22 protein-coding genes are annotated in these 22,997 nt (G+C 70.0%); 4 read left to right on the plus strand and 18 right to left on the minus strand.

Going from position 1 to position 22,997, the window contains the following annotated elements; genetic code table 11:
- The first annotated feature begins 14 nt into the window (after positions 1-14).
- Complete coding sequence (locus tag ACIA58_RS29755) at positions 15-551, plus strand: TetR/AcrR family transcriptional regulator (protein WP_396407108.1); 537 nt, start codon at positions 15-17, stop codon at positions 549-551.
- On the opposite strand, the gene ACIA58_RS29760 is transcribed toward ACIA58_RS29755, so the two are convergent.
- The 6 genes from ACIA58_RS29760 to ACIA58_RS29785 are packed head-to-tail and all read right to left on the minus strand — an operon-like array spanning position 548 to position 5,913.
- Positions 548-1,096, minus strand: coding sequence for a hypothetical protein (locus tag ACIA58_RS29760; protein ID WP_396407109.1), 549 nt, complete (start codon positions 1,094-1,096; stop codon positions 548-550). The genes ACIA58_RS29755 and ACIA58_RS29760 overlap by 4 nt on opposite strands.
- Positions 1,093-2,394 carry a DUF58 domain-containing protein gene (locus ACIA58_RS29765; protein ID WP_396407110.1) on the minus strand — a complete coding sequence of 434 codons (1,302 nt, stop codon included), beginning with the start codon at positions 2,392-2,394 and terminating at the stop codon, positions 1,093-1,095. The genes ACIA58_RS29760 and ACIA58_RS29765 overlap by 4 nt, the downstream gene beginning before the upstream one ends.
- Positions 2,391-3,368 carry an AAA family ATPase gene (locus tag ACIA58_RS29770; protein WP_396407111.1) on the minus strand — a complete coding sequence of 326 codons (978 nt, stop codon included), beginning with the start codon at positions 3,366-3,368 and terminating at the stop codon, positions 2,391-2,393. The genes ACIA58_RS29765 and ACIA58_RS29770 overlap by 4 nt, the downstream gene beginning before the upstream one ends.
- Before the next feature lie 9 nt (positions 3,369-3,377).
- Positions 3,378-3,965, minus strand: a complete 588-nt coding sequence (locus ACIA58_RS29775) for a hypothetical protein (protein WP_396407112.1) — start codon at positions 3,963-3,965, stop codon at positions 3,378-3,380.
- A complete protein-coding gene (locus ACIA58_RS29780; RefSeq protein WP_396407113.1) occupies positions 3,962-4,684 on the minus strand; it encodes a DUF4129 domain-containing protein in 723 nt (240 codons plus the stop codon). Before ACIA58_RS29780 ends, ACIA58_RS29775 begins: the two co-directional genes overlap by 4 nt.
- A 17-nt stretch (positions 4,685-4,701) precedes the next feature.
- Positions 4,702-5,913 carry a GNAT family N-acetyltransferase gene (locus tag ACIA58_RS29785; protein ID WP_396407114.1) on the minus strand — a complete coding sequence of 404 codons (1,212 nt, stop codon included), beginning with the start codon at positions 5,911-5,913 and terminating at the stop codon, positions 4,702-4,704.
- A gap of 64 nt (positions 5,914-5,977) precedes the next feature.
- Here ACIA58_RS29785 and ACIA58_RS29790 point away from each other — a divergent pair, with 64 nt between their 5' ends.
- Entirely contained in the window at positions 5,978-7,051 is a 1,074-nt protein-coding gene (locus tag ACIA58_RS29790) for a CobW family GTP-binding protein (RefSeq protein ID WP_396407115.1), read from the plus strand.
- On the opposite strand, the gene ACIA58_RS29795 is transcribed toward ACIA58_RS29790, so the two are convergent.
- The 4 genes from ACIA58_RS29795 to ACIA58_RS29810 form a co-directional block, all read right to left on the minus strand.
- Positions 7,048-7,743, minus strand: coding sequence for a maleylpyruvate isomerase N-terminal domain-containing protein (locus tag ACIA58_RS29795; protein WP_396407116.1), 696 nt, complete (start codon positions 7,741-7,743; stop codon positions 7,048-7,050). The two genes, ACIA58_RS29790 and ACIA58_RS29795, sit on opposite strands and share 4 nt — an antisense overlap.
- Before the next feature lie 30 nt (positions 7,744-7,773).
- Positions 7,774-8,562 (minus strand): HpcH/HpaI aldolase/citrate lyase family protein, encoded by a 789-nt coding sequence (locus tag ACIA58_RS29800; RefSeq protein WP_396407117.1) that lies wholly within the window; start codon positions 8,560-8,562, stop codon positions 7,774-7,776.
- Between the two features lie 13 nt (positions 8,563-8,575).
- Positions 8,576-10,105, minus strand: coding sequence for an acyl-CoA carboxylase subunit beta (locus ACIA58_RS29805; protein WP_396407118.1), 1,530 nt, complete (start codon positions 10,103-10,105; stop codon positions 8,576-8,578).
- 126 nt (positions 10,106-10,231) lie between these two features.
- Positions 10,232-11,395: an acyl-CoA dehydrogenase family protein gene (locus tag ACIA58_RS29810; RefSeq protein WP_396407119.1), complete on the minus strand. Its 1,164-nt coding sequence runs from the start codon at positions 11,393-11,395 to the stop codon at positions 10,232-10,234.
- A 68-nt stretch (positions 11,396-11,463) separates the two neighbouring features.
- On the opposite strand from ACIA58_RS29810, the gene ACIA58_RS29815 reads away from it, so the two are divergent.
- Positions 11,464-11,856, plus strand: coding sequence for a MerR family DNA-binding transcriptional regulator (locus tag ACIA58_RS29815; RefSeq protein ID WP_396407120.1), 393 nt, complete (start codon positions 11,464-11,466; stop codon positions 11,854-11,856).
- A 59-nt stretch (positions 11,857-11,915) separates the two neighbouring features.
- On the opposite strand, the gene ACIA58_RS29820 is transcribed toward ACIA58_RS29815, so the two are convergent.
- A complete protein-coding gene (locus ACIA58_RS29820) occupies positions 11,916-12,347 on the minus strand; it encodes a MarR family winged helix-turn-helix transcriptional regulator (protein ID WP_396407121.1) in 432 nt (143 codons plus the stop codon).
- A gap of 58 nt (positions 12,348-12,405) precedes the next feature.
- Here ACIA58_RS29820 and ACIA58_RS29825 point away from each other — a divergent pair, with 58 nt between their 5' ends.
- On the plus strand, positions 12,406-13,167 hold the full coding sequence (locus ACIA58_RS29825; RefSeq protein ID WP_396407122.1) for a nitroreductase/quinone reductase family protein: 762 nt from the start codon (positions 12,406-12,408) through the stop codon (positions 13,165-13,167).
- Here ACIA58_RS29825 and ACIA58_RS29830 read toward each other — a convergent pair whose 3' ends face one another.
- From ACIA58_RS29830 to ACIA58_RS29860, 7 genes are read right to left on the minus strand one after another with little or no spacing between them, the layout of a single operon-like run.
- Positions 13,168-13,395, minus strand: a complete 228-nt coding sequence (locus ACIA58_RS29830; protein WP_396407123.1) for a hypothetical protein — start codon at positions 13,393-13,395, stop codon at positions 13,168-13,170.
- A gap of 23 nt (positions 13,396-13,418) precedes the next feature.
- Positions 13,419-14,195, minus strand: a complete 777-nt coding sequence (locus ACIA58_RS29835; protein WP_396407124.1) for a sirohydrochlorin chelatase — start codon at positions 14,193-14,195, stop codon at positions 13,419-13,421.
- Entirely contained in the window at positions 14,192-15,319 is a 1,128-nt protein-coding gene (locus ACIA58_RS29840) for a uroporphyrinogen-III synthase (protein ID WP_396407125.1), read from the minus strand. Before ACIA58_RS29840 ends, ACIA58_RS29835 begins: the two co-directional genes overlap by 4 nt.
- The gene (gene nirD, locus ACIA58_RS29845) at positions 15,309-15,629 is read right to left on the minus strand and encodes a nitrite reductase small subunit NirD (protein WP_396407126.1); all 321 of its coding nucleotides are present in this window, start codon (positions 15,627-15,629) and stop codon (positions 15,309-15,311) included. Before nirD ends, ACIA58_RS29840 begins: the two co-directional genes overlap by 11 nt.
- The gene (gene nirB / locus ACIA58_RS29850) at positions 15,626-19,519 is read right to left on the minus strand and encodes a nitrite reductase large subunit NirB (protein ID WP_396407127.1); all 3,894 of its coding nucleotides are present in this window, start codon (positions 19,517-19,519) and stop codon (positions 15,626-15,628) included. Before nirB ends, nirD begins: the two co-directional genes overlap by 4 nt.
- A complete protein-coding gene (locus ACIA58_RS29855) occupies positions 19,516-21,618 on the minus strand; it encodes a molybdopterin oxidoreductase family protein (protein ID WP_396407128.1) in 2,103 nt (700 codons plus the stop codon). Before ACIA58_RS29855 ends, nirB begins: the two co-directional genes overlap by 4 nt.
- Positions 21,615-22,982 (minus strand): MFS transporter, encoded by a 1,368-nt coding sequence (locus ACIA58_RS29860; protein WP_396407129.1) that lies wholly within the window; start codon positions 22,980-22,982, stop codon positions 21,615-21,617. Before ACIA58_RS29860 ends, ACIA58_RS29855 begins: the two co-directional genes overlap by 4 nt.
- Positions 22,983-22,997: the final 15 nt, after the last annotated feature.

Consider the following 22,997-nt stretch of genomic DNA (forward strand, 5'->3'; position numbering starts at 1 on the left):
CTGGAGGAGCTGGGATGACGAGGGTTCGGTTGACGGCCAAAGAGCGCGGCGAGGAGGTCCTGGAGGCCGCGGTGCGCGCGTTCGCGGCGTCGGGGTACGAGGGCACCAAGACCGACGAGATCGCCCGGATGGCTGGGGTGTCGCAGCCCTACGTGATCCGCCTGTTCGGGACCAAGCAGCAGCTGTTCCTGGCCGCCGTCGACAGCGTGTGCCGCCGCATCGAGGAGATCTTCCGCGAGGCGGCCGACGAGACGCCGGAGCTCGGCGCGCTGGGCCGCAACTACAAGCGGCTGCTCGGCGAGCGCGAGTTGCTCCTCGTCCTGCTGCACGGCTTCTCCGCCAGCGGCGATCCGGTGATCGGCGACTGCGTGCGGGAGCGCTTCGGCAGCATCTACGCCCTGATCCGGGAGCTGACCGGCGCATCACCGCAGGAAGCCCGGGAGTTCCTCTCCGCCGGCATGCTGCTGACCGTCATGTCCGCGATGCAGGTCATCGGCCCGAACGCGATCCCGATGCCCTGGGCCGAGGAGATCGCGGACACGCTCGGCTAGTCCCGATCGAGCTTCTGCCCGGCGGCGAACCAGATCGTCCCCGTCGCCAGCGCCATCGCGACCACGGTCACCACGAGCGAGCCCGCGACATCTGCGCCCTGGATCAGGCCGGCGGCCAAGGCGACCACCAGCACCAGCAGCAAGGCGATTGCCGTAGGCAACCACCATCGCCGGAGCGCGGCCGGGTGCACGCGGGCGTACGACGGGATCTGCGCGGCGAACGCGGTAGCGAGATGCAGCACCACCAGCACCAGCGCGGTCAGCACCAGGCTCCAACTGATCTCGGCCGGCGCCCGCATCAACCAGCCGAGGGTGACGACCAGCACGAACACGAAGCCCGCCGGCGAATCCGGCAGCACGACAGTTGCCAGCAGCACCGGCACAGCGACGATCGGGATCAGATCCAGCTGGTCCCACGACTGAACAGCCGGCACGACGAGCGCGACGGTCCCCGTGACCGCAATCGCCAGCCGGGCAAACACGACAGCCCGCCCGGACGCACGAAGCTGCGCCAGCCAGAGCGTGATCTTTTCCGAGGTGTTCATGAGCGGATCCTTGGAGCCGCCGACAGTCGCGCGGCGTCGCGCAGTACCTCGTCCAGCGTGCCGGAGCCGCGCCACGGGACGGTCGGCACGCCGAGGTCGCTGAGACGATCGAGATCGCGGCGGCGTTCCAGCAGCCGCAAACGCCAGGCGAGTGGCCAGGATCGGGTGTCGTGGGTGTCGAGGTCGATGATCGACGCGACGTCCGGCGGCAACGTGTCGATAGCGATCACCGTGCAGCCCGAGTGGACGAGCGTGACGATGTAGCCGAGCATCGTCGGGCGCAGGAGCGGGCTGAGGACGAGCACCAAACTGTCCGACCGGACCCGGTTCCGGCGTGCGAGCTGTTCCTCGTCCTGTTGCCGGCCGCGCCGGTCCGCGTGGACGAGGGTGTCCAGGATCCGGCGCAGATGCGCGCGCCCGCTCCCCGACCGCACGCCGCGGAACAGGCTGCCCGTGTCGATCAACCGCACCCGGTCACCGTTGCGCAGATAGTGCTCGGCGACCGCCGCGGCTGCTCGCACAGCGGTGTCGAGGCTCGAGGACCGCCCGTCGATCCCTTCGCTGACGCCGATCTCGCCGCCGGTGTCCACCATGATCACGACCTCGGTGTCCCGGTCGGACCACGTCGACGTGACGTGCAGCTCCTGCGTCCGCGCCGACACCGCCCAGTTGATCCGCCGCAGCCGGTCACCGGTCCGGAACGGCCGCACGCCGGCCAGCTCCGTCCCCTCGCCCGGCCGCCGCGATCGGTGCAACCCGACCAGACCGGCCGGCCGCGGTACGGCGTCGACCGCTTCGAAACCTTCCCGGAGCGGCAGCGTCGTCACCGCCTGGGACTCCACCGACGTCACCTGGATCCGGTACGCCCCGGCCGTCGACGTCGCCGTGACCGTTGGCCGCTCCAACGACCGCAGGCCCCACCGCTTCGACCGTACGCCGACCTCCAGCGTCACTTCACCGTGCGAGACCGGCTCCGCGACCGCCGCCTGCGGCGGGTCGTACTGGAACCAGGCCGTCCGCGGCAGCGCCGCCACGATCAGGTCGATGTCCGGATCGACCCCGTCCGGCACCCGCAACCGGTACGTCGTCGCCTGCCCTTCGAACAGCACGTCCGCGTCCAGCTCGGTGTGCACCTGCGGACGCTCCCGCGGCCGGAAGAACCGGCCCCACGCGGCCAGGAACGCCAACGGCAACCCGAACACGGCCGCATCCGGCCGTCGCAGCAGTACGGCGGCCGCCAGCAGCACCGCGGCCACGCAGATGGCCCGGATCTGCGCGTGCGTCGGCCGCCATCTCATCTAGCGGCGACCACGGTAGGCGGCGCCGCGACCGATCCGAGCACGGTCCGCACGACGGTCGCCCCAGTCACCTCGTGCAGCCACAGCTCCGGCCGCACCGTGATCCGGTGTGCCAGCGCAGCCACGGCCACCGTCTTCACATCCTCCGGTACGACGTAGTCCCGGCCCTGGATCACCGCGTACGCCCGAGCCGTCAGCAGCAGCGCCAGCGAACCACGCGGCGACGCGCCGACCAGCACCTGCGAGTCACGACGGGTCGCCGCTGCCAGGTCGACGCAGTACTGGCCGACGGTGTCGTCGACAGTCACCGTCTCGACGGCACGTTGTGCGGCGCGCAGACCAGCCGCGTCGGTCACGGCGTCGACGGTCTGGTCCTCGCTACGACGGCTCATCCGACGCCGCAGTACCTCCCACTCCTCCGCGGGACTCGGGTAGCCGAAGCCGATCCGCAGCATGAAGCGGTCGAGCTGCGCCTCCGGCAGCGGATAGGTGCCCTCGTACTCCACCGGGTTCGCGGTCGCGAGCACGTGGAACGGAGTCGGCAGCGGGAACGTCTGCCCCTCGACGGTGACCTGGTGCTCCTGCATCGACTCCAGCAGGGCAGCCTGCGTCTTCGGAGGCGTCCGGTTGATCTCGTCGGCCAGCAGCAGACCCGTGAAGATCGGACCGGGCCGGAAGACGAACTCGGACTCCTTCTGGTCGTACACGAACCCGCCGGTGACGTCCGACGGCAGCAGGTCCGGCGTGAACTGCACCCGCCGGAACTCCAGCCCGAGCGCCTGCGCGAACGACCGCGCGGCCAGCGTCTTCGCCAGGCCCGGGTAGTCCTCGAGCAGCACGTGCCCGCCGGCCAGGACACCCGCCAGCACCAGCTCGAGCGCGTCGGCCTTCCCGACCACGGCCTGGCTGACTCGCTCCAGCACCTGCCGGCTCAGCTCGGAAACCTCACCGAGCGTCAGCTCGCCATCAGTCACAGGTATCCCTCACAGGTTCTCGATGGTGTGGATCGCGTACTCGATCTCGTCGAGGGACGCGGTGCGCTTGTCCTCGCCGGTGACCAGCTCCCAGAGCCGGTCGCCGGTGATCTCGCGGGCCCGGTCCGGCTCCCGATCAGGGTCGATGCCGTGCCGGTGCACCAGGCAGTCGACGGTCAGCTCGAGCAGCATCGGCCGGACCCGGCGTACGAAGGTCTGCGAGCCTTCACCGGCACGCCGCTCACGGCTCGACTCCTGCAACCAGGTGGCGATGAACTGGGTCCGGTTGTCGTTGGTCCGCGTCCGCAGTGCGGCGAGCTTCTCGTCGTGCTGACCGGGCCAGCTCGTCTCCAGCACCTGCGGCATCACGAGCCGGATCGCCAGCGACCCGATCCCGATCGCGAGCGCGGTCCCGACGAACCAGAGCGGCCGTGGCGCCATCCCCGCGGCGCCGAAGACCGCGACCAGCAGCAGGCTCGCCAGCACCGCGATGCCGACATGCTGCAGCAGCAGTTTGTTGGGCCGCAGCGACCGGCGCTTCTTGACCTCCTGCGGCGGCCCTTTCTCCTCCAACGGCGTCCAGCGGTACGACGTCATCCGGGGACCTCCGCCGTGTCGGGATGAGCCGCGGCGAGCTCGTCACGCAACCGCAGGAGCGCTGCCCGCGCCTCGGTCCGCGCTTCCTCGCTCGAACCGTGCGTGGAATACCTCGCCTCGCGGTACAGCGCACCGAGGCGGACCAGCTGCCCCTCGGAGATCCCGCCGATCCCGAGCACCCGCACGGTGAACTCGGCCGGCGTCTCGGACGGATCCCGCGGCACCCCGGCCGATGCGGCCGCCTCCTCCAAGGCCACCCAGCACGCGATCACCGCATCGGTCGCGCGGCCGGAGTCGATGCGGGCCAGGCCGACGTCGACCGCCTCGGCGAGGCGCTCCGTCTTCACCCGCTCCCAGTCCGGGTCCTCAGGCTCCGCCTGCGGCAGCCGCACCTTGCTGATGATCCGGTAGAGGACCAGCCCGATGAACACGGCCAATGCCGCGATCGCCAGGTAGATCAGGGCCTGCCACAACGCCTTCAGCCAGGCCGGCATCTCGACCGGTTTGATGTCGCGCGGCGTCGGCGTCGCGGTCGGCGGAGGCGCCGCGGTGTCGGACTGCAGGTACGTCGGCAACGGCCGCGGGGTCGCCTTCAGCGTGCTGTCGCTGACCGGCCGGACCGGCCCGCTCGCCGACGCGAGCACGACGAACCCGGCCGCCACAACTCCCACGAGCACCACGGCGGCCACGGCGAGCGCACCCCGACGCTGCGTCTGCATCTGGGCAGGCTACCTCGTCAAAAGCCCGTATCGAGGAACGGTAGTCGAGTTGTGGAAAACGCTTCCGCGGTTGCGGACAGTGCACCGGCGGTGTGCTCCTCGACCAGACCGGCGCGACCGAGCCTGGCCAGCGACGGACGGCCGAGGTAGACGGCGCCGAGATCACGCACCTGCAGCGTGAGGTCCGCATCCCGGGACGTCGACTCGCAGGCGGCCCCTGCCGGCCCGCCGTCGAGGTGCCAGCGGCCCGCGTTCCACGGGAGGAAGTCGTCGATCACCTCGATCACGACGTCGACGTCCCGCGCGTACGTCCGCCCGGCGAGCGCCGTACCGACGTCGACCGGCCGGACCCATACACCGTCGCGGGTGATCGGCGACGGCGCCCGCGGGTCGAGCAGCAGGTCCAGCAGCGGGTCGTCGGACGCGACCATCTCGCAGTGCGTCTCGCTGAGCAGGTCCGGCTCGAGCAGGTACCGCCACAGCGCCGCATGGGACGCGAGGTCGACCGCGTGCACCCGCAGCACGTCGACGTACCCCTTCTCGGCCCGCTTCGTCCGGTAGTACGCGAACCCGGTCAGCTCGCCGTCCCGCTCGGCCAGCACGCACCGGAGTTTCGACGCGTTCGACGTGTTGCTCAGCAGGTTGTTGCTGATGACGAACTCCTGCCAGCGTTCGTCGTGCTGGAACATCCCCGGCCGCTCGAGCGCCAGCTTGTTCCGCAGTACCGCGCACCGGGCGAGGCTTTCGCGTACGTCGACGTACCGGATCCGCACGTCGTCGATGCCGGCCACCGGGCGCAGCGTGCGCGACGCCTTCGGTACGACGATCTCCTGGTGATCCGACGCGAGCCCGTACCCGAACCGCGGGTAGATGACCGGCTCGCTCGCGGTCAGCGCGGCCAGCGGCTCCGTGCCGGCCTCGTGAATGTCGGTCAGCTGGGCCAGCATCAGATCGCGCAGGATGCCGCGCCGCCGGTGCGTCGGCCGCACCCCGACCATCGTCACGCCCGCCACCGGCAGCTGCCCGCCGGGCACCGTCATCCGGTGCGAGACCGTCCCGGTGTGCCCGACCAGCTGCCCGTCGTCGGTCGCGACCGTCGTCCGCTCGCGCTCCCAGATCTTCCGCTCCGACTCGTACTGCGCGTCGGTCCACGGCGAGGAGAACGCCATGTCCAGGAGCTCCAGGAGCTCGTCCCATTCACCGCTGAACCGCCCGATCTCGATCGCCATGTCCTTTACCTACCAGACGATCGGGCCTCTGGACTGATGAAAACCGTTTTCATATACTGAGGAGATGACCGCCCGAGCGCAGACTCCGTTGTCCTTGCTGGTGGGGCTCTCCACGACGTTGCGGGAGCCTGTCCTCGATGCGATGACCGACGCCACCACAGTGGTCGCGGTCGTCGACCAGGACGAGCTACCCGGGCGGGGCGTGCTGTCCTGGCGGGTGAGCGACGCGTCCGGACCGATCGACGCCGGTGAGTTCACCGTCGGGGACGACTGCGGCGCGTGCCAGCTGATCGAGTCGCTCGTACCGTTGCTGGAGGCACTCGTGGCGCGTCAGCAGTGGGACCACGTCGTGCTCGCCACCCCGCCTGCGATGGAGGCGCGTCCGCTGGTCGCCACACTGATGTCCGCGCTGCCGGAGGTCGTTGTCGACACGGTCACCTGCGTCGTCGACGCCGTACTGCTGGTCGAGCAGCTGTCCGGTGATGAGCTGCTCGCGGAGCGCGGTCTCGCCCTCGGTCTGCCCGATCGGCGCAACGTTGCGGAGCTGACGGCGCGACAGATCGAGTACGCGGACGTGTGCCTGCTGGCCAACGCACACCGCAGTACGGCGCCTGAGCGGTTGGTGCATCTGCTGGAGCATCTGAACCCGCGGACGTCCGTGGTGACTGCCGACGTTGCCGGCGTGCCGACCGGACCGGTTGCGCGGACCGGGCGGTTCGACTTCGACGCGGCCGAAGCGTGGGCCGGTGAGCTTGCCTCCTCTGACCGGGTCCAGCCGAGCGGCGACGGGGTGACGACTGTGCTGTGGACGTCGACGCGCCCGCTGCACCCGTCCCGGCTGAACGACGCGCTCGAGGACATCGTCGATGGAGTCGTCCGGAGCCGCGGAGTGGTCTGGCTGGCGAACCGGCCGACCCAGCGCGTCCGATGGGAGTCCGCCGGCTACAGCGCGTCGCTCGGGATGCTGGGCGAGTGGTCCGAGACCGAGCACCTCGCGGAGTGCACGGTGGTCGCGACTGGCATGGGCCTCGACCCGGCGCGGTTGCAGGCGATCCTGGACGCGTGCCTGCTCACCGAGTCCGAGCTGGCCAACCTGGACTGGCAGGAGCTGGAGGACCCGTTCGCCGGGGTGTTCTAGCCGAGCAGCGGTAGGCGGCTCGCGTACGGGCCGAGCATGTCGAGGTCGTCCTCGTCGAGCGGCAGCCGACCGGTTGCCTTCAGCACGTACGTCGTCGTGTCCCAGCCGATCACGTCCCACGCGTCCGGCCCGAACAGCCCGTCCAGCGTGCGCGCGGTCACCTGCAGCGCCTCGGGGTCCGGCTCCGGCGCCTCCTGCAGCCCGACGATCAGGTCGAGGTGATGGACCGTTGCCTCAAGCACCAATGTCGCGACGAAGTCGCCGGCCTGCAGCACATGACCCTGGGTCTCGATCCGATGGCCCTTCGTGGCCATTCCGCGCGCGGCCGCCCGGACCGCCGCCTCCGACACCTCGCGCCAGTGCTGCACGAGCATGCCGGGCTTGCGGTACGACGCCGCGATGCCCTGGACGAAGCTGGTGTCCCCGTCGGGTTGCGGCGGGAAGTCCTTCCAGTAGGTGACGAAGTCCCGATCGGGCTCGACCACGGCCGGGCTGGCGAACGCGATCAACGCCCGCTGGGCGTCGTACAGCAGATGGACGAGCAGCGGACCGACAGGCATGCCGGGGCACCGGGTGTCGCGCCGGAAGTCCGCGTCACTCAGCCCCTGCACCGTCTCGGTCAGCCGCCCGTACGTCCGCCCCAGCGTCGCCGCCAGTCCCAGCGGCAACGCGCCGCGATCGGGTGCCTTCATCCCCGGCCTCCTCGGTGTGCTGCTCCGAACTTAGCTCGGGAAGCTCGCCCGTGCAGTCTCGAGGTGGGCGGCGGCGATCGCCTCGAGGTGGCTGAGGTCGGAGGCAACGGTCGCGAAGCTGTAGCCCTGCTCCAGCCGGCGGTGCGCGGAGTCTCCGTCGAAGGTGTGGATGCCCGCGGCGATCCCGGCCTCCTCGGCGGTGCGGGCGATCAGCTCGACCGCCTCCTCGAACGGCCCCGCGAGCTCCGGATCACCCGGGAACCGGGCGCCCAGCGCGAGGCTGAGGTCCGACGGGCCGACGTACACGCCGTCGAGCCCGGGCGTCGCGCAGATCTCGGCGACGTTCTTCAGCCCGAGCGGCGTCTCGATCATCGCCAGTACGACGGTCTGCGCGTTGCTGTCGGCCGGCACCGGGCCGATCCGCAACGACGCCCGCATCGGCCCGAACGAGCGCACCCCCACCGGCGGGTACTTCGCCGCGCGGACCGCCCGCGCCACGTCCTCCGCGGTGTCGACCAGCGGCACGATCACCCCGGTCGCGCCGGCGTCCAGCGCCCGCCCGATCGGCGTCGGATCGTTAGCCTCGACCCGCACCAGCCCCGCTGTCGCCCGCGGCCCGATCGAGGCCCCCGCATCGATGGCAAGCAGCCCGGTCATCAACCCCTGGTACCCGATCAGCCCATGCTGCCCGTCGAGCACCACATAGTCGTACCCCAACCTGGCAATACGCTCGGCCGCCGGCGGCACGTCGAGCGTGATCCAGTAACCAACCAGCTTCTCCCGAGAGCGGACGCGGCCCGCGAAATCGTTTGCACTCACGGATGCAGACTATCTACACCGGCGGTACGCCGTGGCGGCGGTGGGAGAAAGTCCGGTCCTTGGACTGGGCGGCGGCGAGACGGGCGATCAGGTCGGTGCGGAGGTCCTCGGGCTCGACGATGGCGTCGATGACCAGGTCGGCGGCCAGGCGGAGGATGTCGATGTCGGTCTCGTACTCCTCGCGGAGCTTGGCGACGTACTCGACCCGTTCGCCGTCGTCGGCGATCTCCTGGATCTTGTTGTAGTACACGGCGTTGATGGCCGCCTCCGGACCCATCACGGCGATCTTCGCGGTCGGGAGCGCGACACACGCGTCCGGCGAGAAGCCCGGTCCGCACATCGCGTACAGGCCGGCGCCGTACGCCTTGCGCACGATCACGGACACCGTCGGCACGGTCGCCTCGGACACGGCGGTGATCATCTTGGCGCCGTGCCGGATGATCCCGGCGCGCTCGACCTCGCTGCCGATCATGAACCCGGGCACGTCGCACAGATAGATGAGCGGCACGTTGAACGCGTCGCACAGCCAGATGAACCGCGCCGCCTTGTCCGCCGAGTCGACGAACAGCACCCCGCCCTTCACGGCGGGCTGGTTCGCCACGATCCCGACGACCTGACCGGCCAGCAGGCCGAACCCGACCACCAGCTCAGGCGCGTACGCCGGCTTGATCTCGAAGAAGGTGTCCGCATCGACGACCGCATCGATCACGTCGTGGATGTCGAACCCGACACTCTCCTCGGCCGGGACGAGATCCCGGGTGAAGTCACGGCCGGCGTCCGAGGCGTCGTACGACGGGGGCCGCGAGCGCCACGAACCGGGCAAGTACGAGAAGTACTGCTTGGCGAGCTCGATCGCCTCGGTGTCGTCGGACGCGAGCAGGTCGCCGCAGCCGGACACGCTGGTGTGCATCCGGGCGCCACCCATCTCCTCCAGCGTCACCTTCTCGCCGACGACCATCTCGGCCATCCGGGGTGAGCCCAGGTACATCGAGGCATTGCCGTCGACCATGATCACGATGTCGCAGAACGCCGGGATGTACGCGCCGCCCGCCGCGGACGGCCCGAACAGGCAGCAGATCTGCGGGACCTTGCCGGACAGCGCGACCTGGTTGTGGAAGATCCGGCCCGCGCCGCGACGCCCCGGGAACAGCTCGACCTGGTCTGTGATGCGGGCGCCGGCGGAGTCGATCAGCCAGAAGATCGGCAGCTCGTCGCGGAGGGCCACCTCGGTGATCCGGACGATCTTCTCGACCGTGCGCGCACCCCACGAGCCGGCCTTGACGGTCGGGTCGTTGGCGACGATCAGCGCCGGCCGGCCGTCGACCAGCGCGCGGCCGGTGACCACGCCGTCGGCAGGCAGCCCGGGCTTGAGGGCGTTGGCCAACTGCGCTTCCTCGACGAAGCTGCCCTCGTCGACGAGCAGGGCGATCCGGTCGCGGACGTAGAGCTTGTTCTGGCTGTCGAGCTTGGCTTTGGCCTTCTCCGGCGGCGCCAGCGTCGCTTCGCGGGCAACCTTGACCTCAGTCCAGTGATCGTGGGTCATGGGGCCTCCCGGCCTGGACTGAGGAGCGGAGGGAGCGAAGCGACTGGAGCGACGAGGGAAGGCAGGGAGTCACAGCCCCATGACCCGCCGCGCCGGAGGCGTGGCATCAATACAGTCATGCAGGCATCATTCCACCGGGAGCCCGAGACTCCGGGCGATGAGCATGCGCTGGACCTCCGACGTACCTTCGCCGATCTCGAGGATCTTGGCGTCGCGGTAGAAGCGGGTGACCGGGTACTCCTCCATGAAGCCGTAGCCGCCGAAGACCTGGGTGGCGATCCTGGTAGCCGTCACGGCCGACTCGGTCGCGTACAGCTTGGCGACCGACGCAGCCTGCTTGAACTCCGGCATCGACGCTCCGGCATCCTTCAACGCCGCCGCCCGGTACACCAGCAGCTCGGCCGCGTCGGCCATCACCTTCAGGTCGGCGATCTGGAACGCGACCCCCTGCTTGCGCCCGATCGGGCCGCCGAACGTCTGCCGCTCACCGGCGTACTGCACCGACAACTCGAGGCAGGCCCGGATGCATCCCAGCGCGACCGCGGCGATCGCGACCCGCCCGTCGTCGAGCGTCGCGAGGAACTGGCCGAAACCCTTCCCGCGCTGACCGAGCAGGTTGGCCTCCGGCACCCGTACGCCGCTCAGCGACAGCGGATGGGTGTCGCTCGCATGCCAGCCGAGCTTGTCGTACGCCGCCTCCGCCACGAAGCCCGGCGTACCGCTCGGGACGATGATGGTGGAGATCTCCGGCTTGCCGTCCGCGCGCTCACCGGTCCGCGCGGTGACCGTCACGCACGAGGTGATGGACGAGCCGGAGTTGGTGATGAACTGCTTGGAGCCGTCGATGACCCACTCGCCGCCGTCGAGCACCGCGCGGGTCTTGGTCGCGCCGGCGTCCGAGCCCGACTCCGGCTCGGTCAGGCCGAACCCGGCCAGCTTCTGACCGGCCACCAGGTCGGGCAGCCAGGTCGCCTTCTGCTCGTCGGTGCCGTACGTCAGGATCGGGTTGATGCCGAGCCCGACCGCGGCCTCGAGCGTGATACCCATCGACTGGTCGACCCGGGAGATCTCCTCGATCGCCACGCACAGGCTGGTGAAGTCACCGCCGGCGCCGCCGTACTCCTCCGGCGCGGTCAGCCCGAACAGGCCGAGCTTCCCCATCTTCTGCACGACCTCCACCGGGAAGTAGTGCTTGCGGTCCCACTCGGCCGCATGCGGCGCGATCTCCGCCTCGGCGAAGTCGCGAACGCTCTGGCGGAACTCCCGGTGTTCCTCGGACAGCTCGAACATGCGGCACCCCTTCGTGCTTGACGCTTACGTAAACGTAAAGCACGCTGGGGTACATGCACAATAGCCGGGTGTCCGCTGAGACCTGGTCCATCGCCGAGCTCGCCGCCGAGTACGCCGTCACGCTGCGAACGATCCGGTTCTACGAGGACCGCGGCCTGCTCACTCCCGAGCGCCGCGGCACCGCCCGCGTCTACCACCCGCGCGACAAGGTCCGCCTCGGCCTCATCCTCCGCGGCAAACGCCTCGGCTTCTCCCTCGACGAGATCGCCAAGATCGTCGACATGTACGACGCCGAACCCGGCGAAGAAGGTCAACTCGTCTACCTGCTCGACCAGATAACCCACCGCCGAGCCGAACTCGAACAACGCCGCCGCGACATCGAAGAAACCCTGACCGACCTCGCCGAAGTAGAAACCCGCTGCCACGCCGACCTGAGAGCCCTCCGCGACACGCAGGCCTGACGCACCGCCCGAAGGTCAGATGCCTTGGGTGGTTCCGGGCAGGGTCCAAGCGCTGCCGGTCAAAGGGCCTCTTCGTAGGCTTTCAGGGTTTTGACGAAGAGCGTTCGCTGCTCATCGCTCAGGGGTTCGAGGGCGGTGCGCCAGGCTCGGGCGCCGCGAGCCAGCCAGGCGTCTATGGAGGGCCGGTGGGGGGCCGCGAGGGTGATGATTGCGCGCCGGCGATCGGTGGGATCCTCGGTGCGGGTGAGGATGCCTTTGCGGGTGAGCTCGGTGACCATCAGGCTGACGGTGGCGGGGGTCACCTCCAGGCGTTCGGCCAGTTCGTTGACGCCCAGGGGGCCGTCGAAGAGCAGGTAGGCGAACAGGCTGAGGTGGCGCGGCGCGAGGTTGAGGCCGGCCAGTTCTTCGGGCACCTTCAGGCGCTTCGTGCGGCCCACCATCCGGGGCATCAGCAGCAGAAGTGTGCGAATGCTGTCGTCGACGCTTGACATACCTTTGTCCTCAAAACTACTTTGCTTGCAAAGCTAAACCACTTCTCGAGCCAAAGGTATGCGCATGCTGCTCCAGCTCACCACCACCGGCGCGCGGTCCGGCGTACCGCGCACGGTCACCGTCGCGTACGCCGAGGACGCCGGCCGCCTCCTCGTCTTCGCCAGCAACGCCGGCCGCCCGCGGTCCCCCGCCTGGCTGCACAACCTCCGCACCAACCCGCTCGTCACCGTCGAGGTCGACGGCACCCGGTACGACGAGATCGCCGAGGAGATCACCGGCATCGAACGCGACCGCTTGTACGGCCGGCAGGCCGAGCGCGATCCGGCCTTCGCGGCGTACCAGGCGAGCACGTCCCGCGTGATCCAGGTCGTCGCCCTGACGCCGGCCGGCGTGGGCGCGGCGACCGCGCAACTGAAGGAGATCCACGCCGGCCTGCGCGAACAACTGTCGACCACCCTCGCCGCGGTCGACGCCTACCTCTCCGGCTCCGGACCCGCCCCGGTCCAGCTCAAGACCCTCCACCAGCACTGTCTGTCGTTCTGCGGTTCACTGCATGCGCACCACTCACGCGAGGACGGCGTCTTCCCTCGCCTCGCCGCAGACTTCCCAGAACTCAAGCCCGCCCTCGACCGCCTCACCCAGGAGCACGCCGCGGTCGCCGCCCTCAACAAAGAACTGACCGCCACCCTCGACCAACTCATCGCCAACCCGGCCCACGCCCATGAACTACGCGCCACCCTGGCCCAGCTGACCACCGACCTCGAGGCGCACTACGCCTACGAGGAAGCGCACCTGGGCCCGGCCCTGGATGCGCCCTGACTACTTGGTTTTGCGGCCGTAGAGCCAGTAGGCGATGGGCGCGGTGCCTAGCGAGTTGAAGACGGTGAGTGCCAGGGCCCAGAGGGGCTTGGGGCCTCGGATCTGGGTGGCGGGGCGGCGGGCGAGGTCGGCCAGGGCGACGGCCTTCATCAGCCCCTCTATGGCTGCGCCGATCATGATCAGTCGCCGGTATCGCGGGCTCAGGTCGGCCCATTCCTTTCCGCTCACGCCTCCACCATGCGCCGGGCGCATCACGCAGGCAAGGAGCCTCGGCAAATCCGCGGCTCGACAGGAGGTGTGGGGATGAACGGCCGCGACACGCCGGGGACAAGCGCTTGCCGGACGCTTCCGCGGTCGACACCTCCTGTCGAACTGCAGGTGAAACGGTGGAGGGCAAGGGCCGCCAGGCGGGGGTCGGCGCCCAGGGGCGGGCTGACGGCGTGGCCGCGGGCGTGCCGTCGTACGAGGGTCTCGAAGAACCCCGGGGCCAGCAGGTACGTCGCGACGGCGACCCGGCCGGGGGTTCGGGCGAGGACGGCTGGCAGGCGCTCGCCGGCGCCGGAGAGGTAGCCGATCTGCACCGGACGGCCGATGCGGCGGGACAGCAGATCCGCGGTTTCCTCGCAGTCGAGGAGGGCGCGCGGGTCGGAGGAGCCGGCGGCGGCCAGTACGACGTGGTCGACGCGAGACAGGTCGCCGAGCCGGTCGGCCAGGATCTCGGCGAGCACGGGATCGGGCCCGAGCGCGGCCGCCGCGTGCACCTGTCCCGGATAGCGCTCCGCCTCGGCGGCGACGTCGACGTACACGTGGTAGCCCGAGCTCAGCAGCAACGGCACCGCGACAGCCTGGTTGCTGTCGGCAACCACCCGGCGCATCAGCTCGGGCAGGGCGGGGAGGTTGAGGTCCACGAAGCCGAGCGAGATCGGCAGGTCAGGACGTTGGCGGGCCATCTCCCGCACCAGGCCGTGGACGACCCGGATACCGCGCGGGTTCGCCGTACCGTGGGCCACTGCGACAAGGTCGGTCACGACGCCACCCCGGCCGGCTCGACAGCGAGGCGGTAACCGCGCCGGACGACAGTACGAACCAACTCCGGACGCCCCACAGCCGTCCGCAGCCGGTTGACCGTCACCTCGACGGCATGCACGTCCTCCGCGCCAGGAAGCACCGCCAGCAACTCCGGACGCGACACCACGTCCCCACCGGCGGCAACCAGAGCAGCCAGCACTGCACGAGGTCCGGGACCGAGCGGGAGTACGACGCCGTCCAGCACCGCCGCGCCACCACGGATCACCAGTTGACCGAACGCCGTCTCGATCGAACGCGCGTTGTCGTCGGTGAGCCGATCGGTGACGATGCGGATCAGCGCGCCCAACCGGAAGCGATCCGGTACCAACGGCTCCAATCCCAACGCCACAAACGGCCCCGCGGTCACCGGCCCGACGCATGCGTTCAGCACACGTCCCGTCCGCAGCGCCGTCACCAGCCCGTCGTACTGTCCGGCCAGCGCCGCCGCGTCCAGCATCGCCTGCGCACCCGGCGCCGACGTGTGTACGACAGCATCCACCGTCCCCGCGCAGATCTGCGAGACCATCCGCTCGACCACGACCGCATCGGGCGCCGGCCCCCACCGGTACACCTCCAGCCCACGCACCGATGCTCCGGCCGACCGCAGATTCTCCTGCAGCGACGGTTCCGACAAGCCGTGCAGCTGGACGACGATCTTCCGGCCGTGGACGCCCTGCGTACGCAGCCACTCCACCACCTCGACCGTCGTCTCCGACCGCGCCGACCAATGCTCCACCAAACCCGCGGCCCGGATCGCGCCGCGCGCCTTCGGACCACGCGCCAGGATGCGCGACTGCTCCAGCGTGCCCAACAGGTCCGCGGCCAGCCCGGCGGTGTCCGCCGCCTCGACCCAGCCGCGGAACCCGACCGCGGTGGTGACCACGACGTCGTCCGGTGGGTTCGCGATCACCCGCCGGGTCGCCTCGATCAGCGCGTGGTCGTCGGCCACCGGCACGATCTGCAGCGTCGGCGCGTGCAGCACCTTCGCGCCGCGCCGCTCGAACGACGCGATCAGATCCTCCGCGCGCCGATGCGCGGTGATCGCGATCGTGCAGCCGCTCAGCGGCCCGGTCCTAGTGCTCACCCGGGCCCACCACGACCTGACCGTCCAGCACTGTTACCGGATAGACCGGCAACGACACCGACGGATCGTCCAGGCACACCCCGGTGCGCAGATCGAAGACCTGCTTGAACATCGGCGACGCCACCGTCGGCACATCGCCGCGGCTGCCGACGATGCCCCGCGACATCACGTTCGCCCCGCTGTACGGATCCTGGTTGCCGATGGCAAACACCTTGCCGTCGTGCGTGCGGAACAACGCGATCTGCGCGTCCCCGAGCAGCGCGGCCACGCCACGCTCGGGCAGCAGGACGTCGAAAGCACAGACATTCATCGGCGTACCTCCAATCGGGGGCCGGCCAGCAGCACCGGCTCCAGCTGTCCGCGTTCGGCCGGCGTGGCGGGCCGCGGCTGGTTGCGCTCGACCACGTAGCGCAGGTCGGCGTCGGGCTGGTCCGGCGCGTTCACGAACGACACGAACCGGGCCAGCTTGCCGGGATCGTTGAGCGTCGCCTGCCACTCGTCGACATACGAGTCGACGTGACGGGCCATGGCGGCATCCAGGTCGGCGGCGATCCCGAGGCTGTCGTTCAGTACGACGTCCCGCACGTGATCGAGTCCGCCCTCGAGCTCGCGCATCCACACCGCCGTCCGCTGCAGCCGGTCGCCGGTGCGGACGTAGTACATGAGGAACCGGTCGATCGCCTGGAACAGCTCCTCGTCCGACAGGTCCGACGCGAGCAGCTCCGCGTGCCGGGGCGTCATCCCGCCGTTGCCCCCGACGTACAGGTTCCAGCCCTTCTCGGTGGCGATCACGCCGACGTCCTTGCCGCGTGCCTCGGCGCACTCGCGCGCACACCCGGACACGCCGAGCTTGAGCTTGTGCGGCGACCGCAGCCCGCGGTACCGCAACTCCAGCGCGATCGCCATCCCGACCGAGTCCTGTACGCCGTACCTGCACCAGGTGGATCCGACGCACGACTTCACCGTCCGCAGCGCCTTGCCGTACGCATGCCCCGACTCGAACCCGGCGTCGACCAGCCGCTTCCAGATCGCCGGCAGCTGCTCGATCCGCGCGCCGAACAGGTCGACCCGCTGGCCGCCGGTGATCTTCGTGTACAGCCCGAAGTCGCGAGCCACCTCCCCGATCGTGATCAGGCCCTCGGGCATGATCTCACCGCCGGGGATGCGCGGTACGACGGAGTACGTGCCGTCCTTCTGCATGTTCGCCATCACATGGTCGTTCGTGTCCTGCAGCGTCGCGCGCTCACCCTCGAGGACGTGACCGGCGGGGTCGACGCTGGCCAGGATCGACGCCACCACTGGCTTGCAGATGTCGCACCCGCGCCCGGTCCCGTGCCGCTCGACGATCTCGCTGAACGTCCGCAGCTCGGTGATCCGGACGACGTCGAACAGCTCGGCCCGGCTCAGGGCGAAGTGCTCGCACAGCGACTTGCTGACCTCGACGCCGGCCTTGGTGAGCTCGGTGTTCAGCAGGTTCTTCACGATCGGCAGGCAGGAACCGCAACTGGTGCCCGCGCGGGTCTTCCCGCACACCGACTTGATGTCGGTACAGCCCTCGTCGCGTACGGCGCACCGGATCGTCCCGGCCGACACGTTGTTGCACGAGCACACCGGTGCCTCGTCCGGCAGCTCGAGCTGCACCGGTCCGGCACCTTCGGGCAGCAGGAACGCGGCCGGGTCCTCCCCGAGCTCCCGGCCGACCATCGGGCGCAGCCCGGAGTACGCCGACGCGTCCCCGACCAGGATGCCTCCGAGCAGGGTACGGGCGTCGTCGGACAGCACGAGCTTCTTGTAGACGCCGGCCACCGGGTCGGCGTACACGATGTCGAGCGCGCCCTCGGTCGCGCCGAACGCGTCACCGAAGCTCGCGACGTCGACACCGAGCAGCTTCAGCTTGGTGGACGTGTCCGCGCCCGGGAAGGTTGCCTCGCCACCTAGTAGGTGGTCGGCAACGATCTCGGCCATCGTGTAGCCGGGGGCAATCAGTCCCCAGACCCGGCCTTCGATACAGGCGACTTCACCGATCGCCCACACTCCGGGCACCGACGTACGGCAGGCTTCGTCCACGACGACACCGCCGCGTTCGCCGATCGCCAGACCTGCTTCGCGACCGAGTTCGTCGCGCGGACGGACGCCGGTTGCGAACACCACCACGTCCGCCGGCAGATCGGGGCCGTCGGCAACAGCCATGGCCCGCGCCGCGCCTTGCGAGGTCAGCTTCACGCGCTGGCACTGCGTCTCGGTCAGTACTTCGACGTCGAGGTCCTCGATCAAGCGGGACAGTGCGGCACCGCCGCCCTCGTCGACCTGTAACGGCATCAACCGCGGTGCGAACTCGACGACCTTCGTCGCCGCGTCCAGCGCCCGCAGCGCACCGGCCGCCTCCAGCCCGAGCAGACCGCCACCGACGACGACACCGTTGACCTGCTTTCCTTCGGACTTGAGGCGCTCGACATACACGCGGAGCGCGGCGACGTCGTCGATGGTCCGGTAGACGAAGCAGCCTTGCGCATCGTTGTTCTTCACGGGCGGGACGAAGGCCGCGGAGCCGGTCGCCAGGACGAGTTCGTCGTACCCGACCTGCTCGCCGCGCGCGGTCGTGACGGTCCTCGCCGTGGTGTCGATCGAGGTGATCTGCACGCCCTTGCGCAGGTTCACGGCCGGGTCGTCCCAGAGCTCGGGGTCGCCGAGCGAGAGGTCGTGTGGGTCGCGGCCGGAGAAGTAGCTGGTCAGCGCGACCCGGTCGTACGGCAGCCGCGGCTCCTCCGCGAACACCGTGATGCGATAGGTGATCTCGGTGTCGCGCTGCCGCAGTGCCTCCACCAGCCGGTGGGCGACCATGCCACCGCCGACCACCACAACGTGCTTGGCCTTCTTGAGCTCTGCCATCGTCGCCCTCCTGCTCGGGACTGGTTCGGTCTCGCCGCGCCGGAGGCGGTCGAGCAGTTCGCCGACGGCGCCGGTGCAACTGCCGCACCCGGTCGTCGCCCGCGTCGTGGCGGCGATGCCGTCGACACTGTCGGCACCCCCACGCCAGGCCGCCTCGATCGCGGCCCTGGTAACCCCGTTGCACCGACACACCGTCGGCACCTTCTTGTCCGGTACGGCGGGCGCTGCAAGCAACCCGTCCGCGACCACCGGCGTCCCGCGGTCCGCCAGTAGAACCAATTCCGCAGCCACGTCCGGGGCGCCTACCACCACCGCCGACCGCACCACGCCGTCCCGTAGAACGGCCCGCACGTACCGACTGCCGTCCTCGAGCCGAACGACCTCGCCGTCCTCGTCCTTGTCTCCCAGACCAAGCACGTCCAGCCCACCCGCGGTCACGCGCACCACGTCGAAGTCCGGCGCGGCCGGTGCGACACCTGGACCAGCCAGCGTGGTGGCGAGCGCTCCAGCGTGCACCCACGCAGACGCCACGGTGCCGGTGAGGCGACCCTCGATCTCTGCGCAGTCCCCGATCGCATGGACGTTCGGGTCGTCGGGACTGGTCAGCGTTCGGTCGACGACGATTCCGCTGCGGACGGACAGTCCAGTAGCCAGTTCGGTCCGTGGACGGACGCCGCAGGCGACTACCAGGAGTTCGCCGAAGACCTGGCGTCCGTTGCGCAACCGCAGCGATCGGAACCGGCCGTCCTTCAGCTCGGTGCCGTCGAGCGTGGCGTTGAGGAGTACTTCGACGCCGAGCTCCCGCACCGCCCGCGTGACCCGTCGACCGGCAGACGCCCGGATCGTCTTGTCCAGCAGGGTTTCCCCGTCGTGGACCAGCGTCACCGCGACTCCGCGCTCACGCAGCGCACAAGCGGTCTCGACGCCGAGCACACCGCCGCCCAGCACCACCGCCCGCCGCGCCGATCCCGCCACCTCGACCACCGCCCGCGCATCGTCGACGGACCTCAGCAGCTGCCCACCGACGACGCCATCCGGGACGACCGGCATCGCGCCGGTCGCGAACACCAACCGGTCGTACGTGTGCTGATGACCATCGGAGTCCGTGACAACCCGCCGCGCGCGATCCACCGCGACCGCGCCGACCACCATTTCGTCGCCAACGGCAACCTCTGCGCGGCCGGCGACGTACTCCGTCAGCCGGCTCCGGTTGTACGACGGCTCGTCGCCGAGCACCGTCACGTCGTACGACGGCAGCAGTTCGGCCAGCCTGCGCCCGGCCATGCCACCGCCGATGATCACCACCTTCATGCGGACACTCCCGTCGCCGGCAGAGCAGCGGCGGTGACTTCGACGGCACACGCCTTGAATTCGGGCATTCGCGACACCGGATCGAGGGCATCGTTGGTCAGCTCGTTGACCGCCTCGACCCCACCGAAGTGGAACGGCACGAACACCGTGTCCGGCCGTACGTCGGTCGTCAGCCGCGCCGTCAGCACCATTGACCCACGCGCAGTACGCAACCGCACCGGACGCCCGTCACCGATCCCCAGCTGTGCGGCCACTCGCGGGTGAATCTCCGCGTACACCTCCGGCTCCGCCTCGGCCAGCTCGCGCACGCGACGCGTCTGCGCACCGCTCTGGTAGTGCTGCAGCAAGCGCCCGGTCACCAGATATATCGGCGCATCCGAGGACAGGTCATCCGCGACGGGTCGATGATCGACCGCCACGACGTGCGCCCGTCCGTCCGCCGTCGCGAACCCGTCCGCGAACAGCCGCGGCGTCCCCGGGTGGCCTTCCTCGGGCACCGGCCAGAACAACGCCTCACCAGCGTCCAGCCGAGCCCAGGTGATCCCCGAGTAGTCGGCCCTCCCGCCCGCACTCGCCCGCCGCAACTCCTCGAAGACCTCGGCCGGATCGGTCGAGAAGCCTGCGACGCCCAGCCGCTCGGCCAGCCCCGCGAAGACCGCAAGATCGCTCCGGACCTCACCCGGCGGCGCGACCGCCGTACGTCGACGCAGTACCCGGCCCTCGAGCGACGTCATCGTTCCGTCCTCTTCGGCCCACTGCGTCACCGGAAACACCACATCCGCCAGCAGCGCCGTCTCGGACGGCACGACGTCCGCGACCACCAGCAGGTCCAGTGCGGCCAGCCGATCCCTTACCGACCGGAGATTCGGCGCCGACACGAGCAGGTTGCTCCCGTGGACGAGCAGCGCGCGCGGGCCATCCGCCGTACCCAACGAGTCGATCAGCTCGACCGCACTCTTCCCGGGGCCGGGCAGGTCGTCCACGCCCCAGACACGCATCAGGTGCGCACGAGCCGCCGGGTCGGTAATGCTGCGGTAGCCAGGCAACTGATCCGCCTTCTGCCCGTGCTCGCGACCGCCCTGCCCGTTCCCCTGTCCCGTGATGCACCCGTACCCGCTCCCGAGCCGCCCCGGCAGCCCCAGCGCCAACGCAAGGTTGATACAGGCAGTGACAGTGTCAGTGCCCTTGCTGTGCTGCTCAGCCCCGCGCCCGGTCAGGATGAACGCGCCAGCGCCGCCGTGTACCGGTGCAGCGGCCGCCAGCACCCGCGCGGCCCGGCGGATCGTCGCGGCCGGCACACCGGTTACCCGCTCGGCCCGCTCCGGCCACCAGGAAGCCGTGGAGCGGATCAACAGGTCCGGATCCTCGACCCTCTCGCCCAGGAAGGCAGAGTCAGCAAGGCCTTCCTGGAAGACCACATGTGTCAGCGCGAGCACCAACGCGAGATCGGTGCCGGGCGTGGGCTGCAGATGAATGCCGCCGTCATCGGAGGTCAGTCCTGCCGTGGCCGAGCGGCGCGGGTCGACGACCAGAAGTCCACCCGCGTCCCTCGCCCCTTGCAGATGCGCGACCGCCGGCGGCATCGTCTCCGCGATGTTGCTGCCGACCAGCAGCACCGCCCCTGCGCCGCCCAGATCCGCCAGCGGGAACGGCAGCCCTCGGTCGATCCCGAACGCGCGGTTCGTCGCGGCCGCTGCCGACGACATGCAGAACCGCCCGTTGTAGTCCACGTTCGCCGTCTTCAACGCCACCCGGGCGAACTTCCCGAGCGCGTACGCCTTCTCGTTCGTCAGCCCGCCACCGCCGAACACGGCCACCGCATCATGACCGTGTGCCGACTGCAGCGCCCGGATCCGGTCGGCGACGAAGTCCAGTGCGGCATCCCAGCTCGTCTCCACCAGCTCGCCCGCAGCGTCCCGGACGAGCGGCATGGTGAGCCGATCCGGCGCCGTGAGTACCTCAGGAGCCGTCCAGCCCTTGCGACACAGCCCGCCTTCCCCGGCGGGGCGCACCTCCACGGCACCCGGTCGCGCGACCGGGTGCAGCGTGGTGGCGCACTGCAGAGCGCAGTACGGACAGTGAGTGGAGATAGCGCTCACACGCGCTCCTGGCTGAGCGGGCCACCCTTGCGCAGGTAGCAGAAGTACGTCACCGCCAGGCAGAGCACGTAGAACCCGCAGAACACGTACAGCGCCGGGATCAGCGAACCGAAGGTGCTCGTCGACATCGCGAACCCGCGCGGTACCAGGAACCCGCCGTACGCGCCGACCGCGGACGCGATCCCGATACAGGCCGCCGCCTCCCGCCGCGCCCGGCCCGGGTCGTCCGGCGTCGTCAGCCGGAACACCGCCGGGATCATCCGGTACGTCGACCCGTTGGCCGCGCCGCTCGCCACGAACAGGACCAGGAAGCTGATCAGGAACGCCGCGAAGCTCCCGGACTTGACCGACACGATCGCCGCCAGGATGCCGAGCCCCATCACCACGAACGAGCAGACCGTGATCCACGCGCCGCCGACCCGGTCGGCCAGCTTGCCGCCGAACGGCCGCGCCACCGACCCGACCAGCGCGCCGAGGAACGCGAAATGCGCCGGCGTGATGTCCGGGTACGTGGTCTTGATCAGCAGCGGGAACGCCGCCCCGAAGCCGATGAACGACCCGAAGGTGCCGATGTACAGGAACGAGATCACCCACGTGTGCGGGCGCTTCGCAGCGGCGATCGACGTACGGAACGACGAGTTCGCCACCGACAGGTTGGCCATCACCTTCCAGGCCCAGAACGCGGCCAGGAGGACCAGCGGCAGCCAGATCAGGCCCGCCCGGTTCAGCGACAGGCCCGCGCCGGCGACGATCACGATCGGCACCAGCAGCTGGACGACGGCGACGCCGAGGTTGCCGCCGGCCGCGTTGATGCCGAGCGCGAAGCCCTTCTCCTTCTCCGGGTAGAAGAACGAGATGTTCGTCATACTGCTGGCGAAGTTGCCGCCGCCGACGCCCGCGGTCGCCGCGACCAGGGCCATCAGCCAGAACGGCGTGTCCGGCCGGGTCATGAAGTACGACAGGCCCGCGGTCGGGATCAGCAGGAGCAGCGCGGAGAAGATCGTCCAGTTCCGCCCGCCGAACCGCGGTACGGCGAACGTGTACGGCAACCGCAGCGTCGCGCCGACCAGGCTCGGCAGCGCGACCAGCCAGAACAACTGGTTCGTGTCGTAGCCGAAGCCGGCCTTGGGCATCGACACCACGACGATGCTCCACAGCTGCCAGACCGAGAAGCCGAGGAACTCGGCGAAGATCGAGGGCCACAGGTTCCGCCGCGCGATCGCACGGCCCTTCCCGGCCCAGAACGTGGCGTCCTCGGGATCCCAGACGTCGATCCAGCGCCCGCGCCGCGGCGCCTCGACCGTGCCCACCGCGCCGCTCCCGTCGCGGGTGGCGACGGCCTCTGGTCGTGCCTCGAGCGTCATCGCAAGTCTCCGATC

Origin of the sequence: Kribbella sp. NPDC051586, from assembly GCF_044453965.1 — a bacterium.
GTDB lineage: Bacteria > Actinomycetota > Actinomycetes > Propionibacteriales > Kribbellaceae > Kribbella.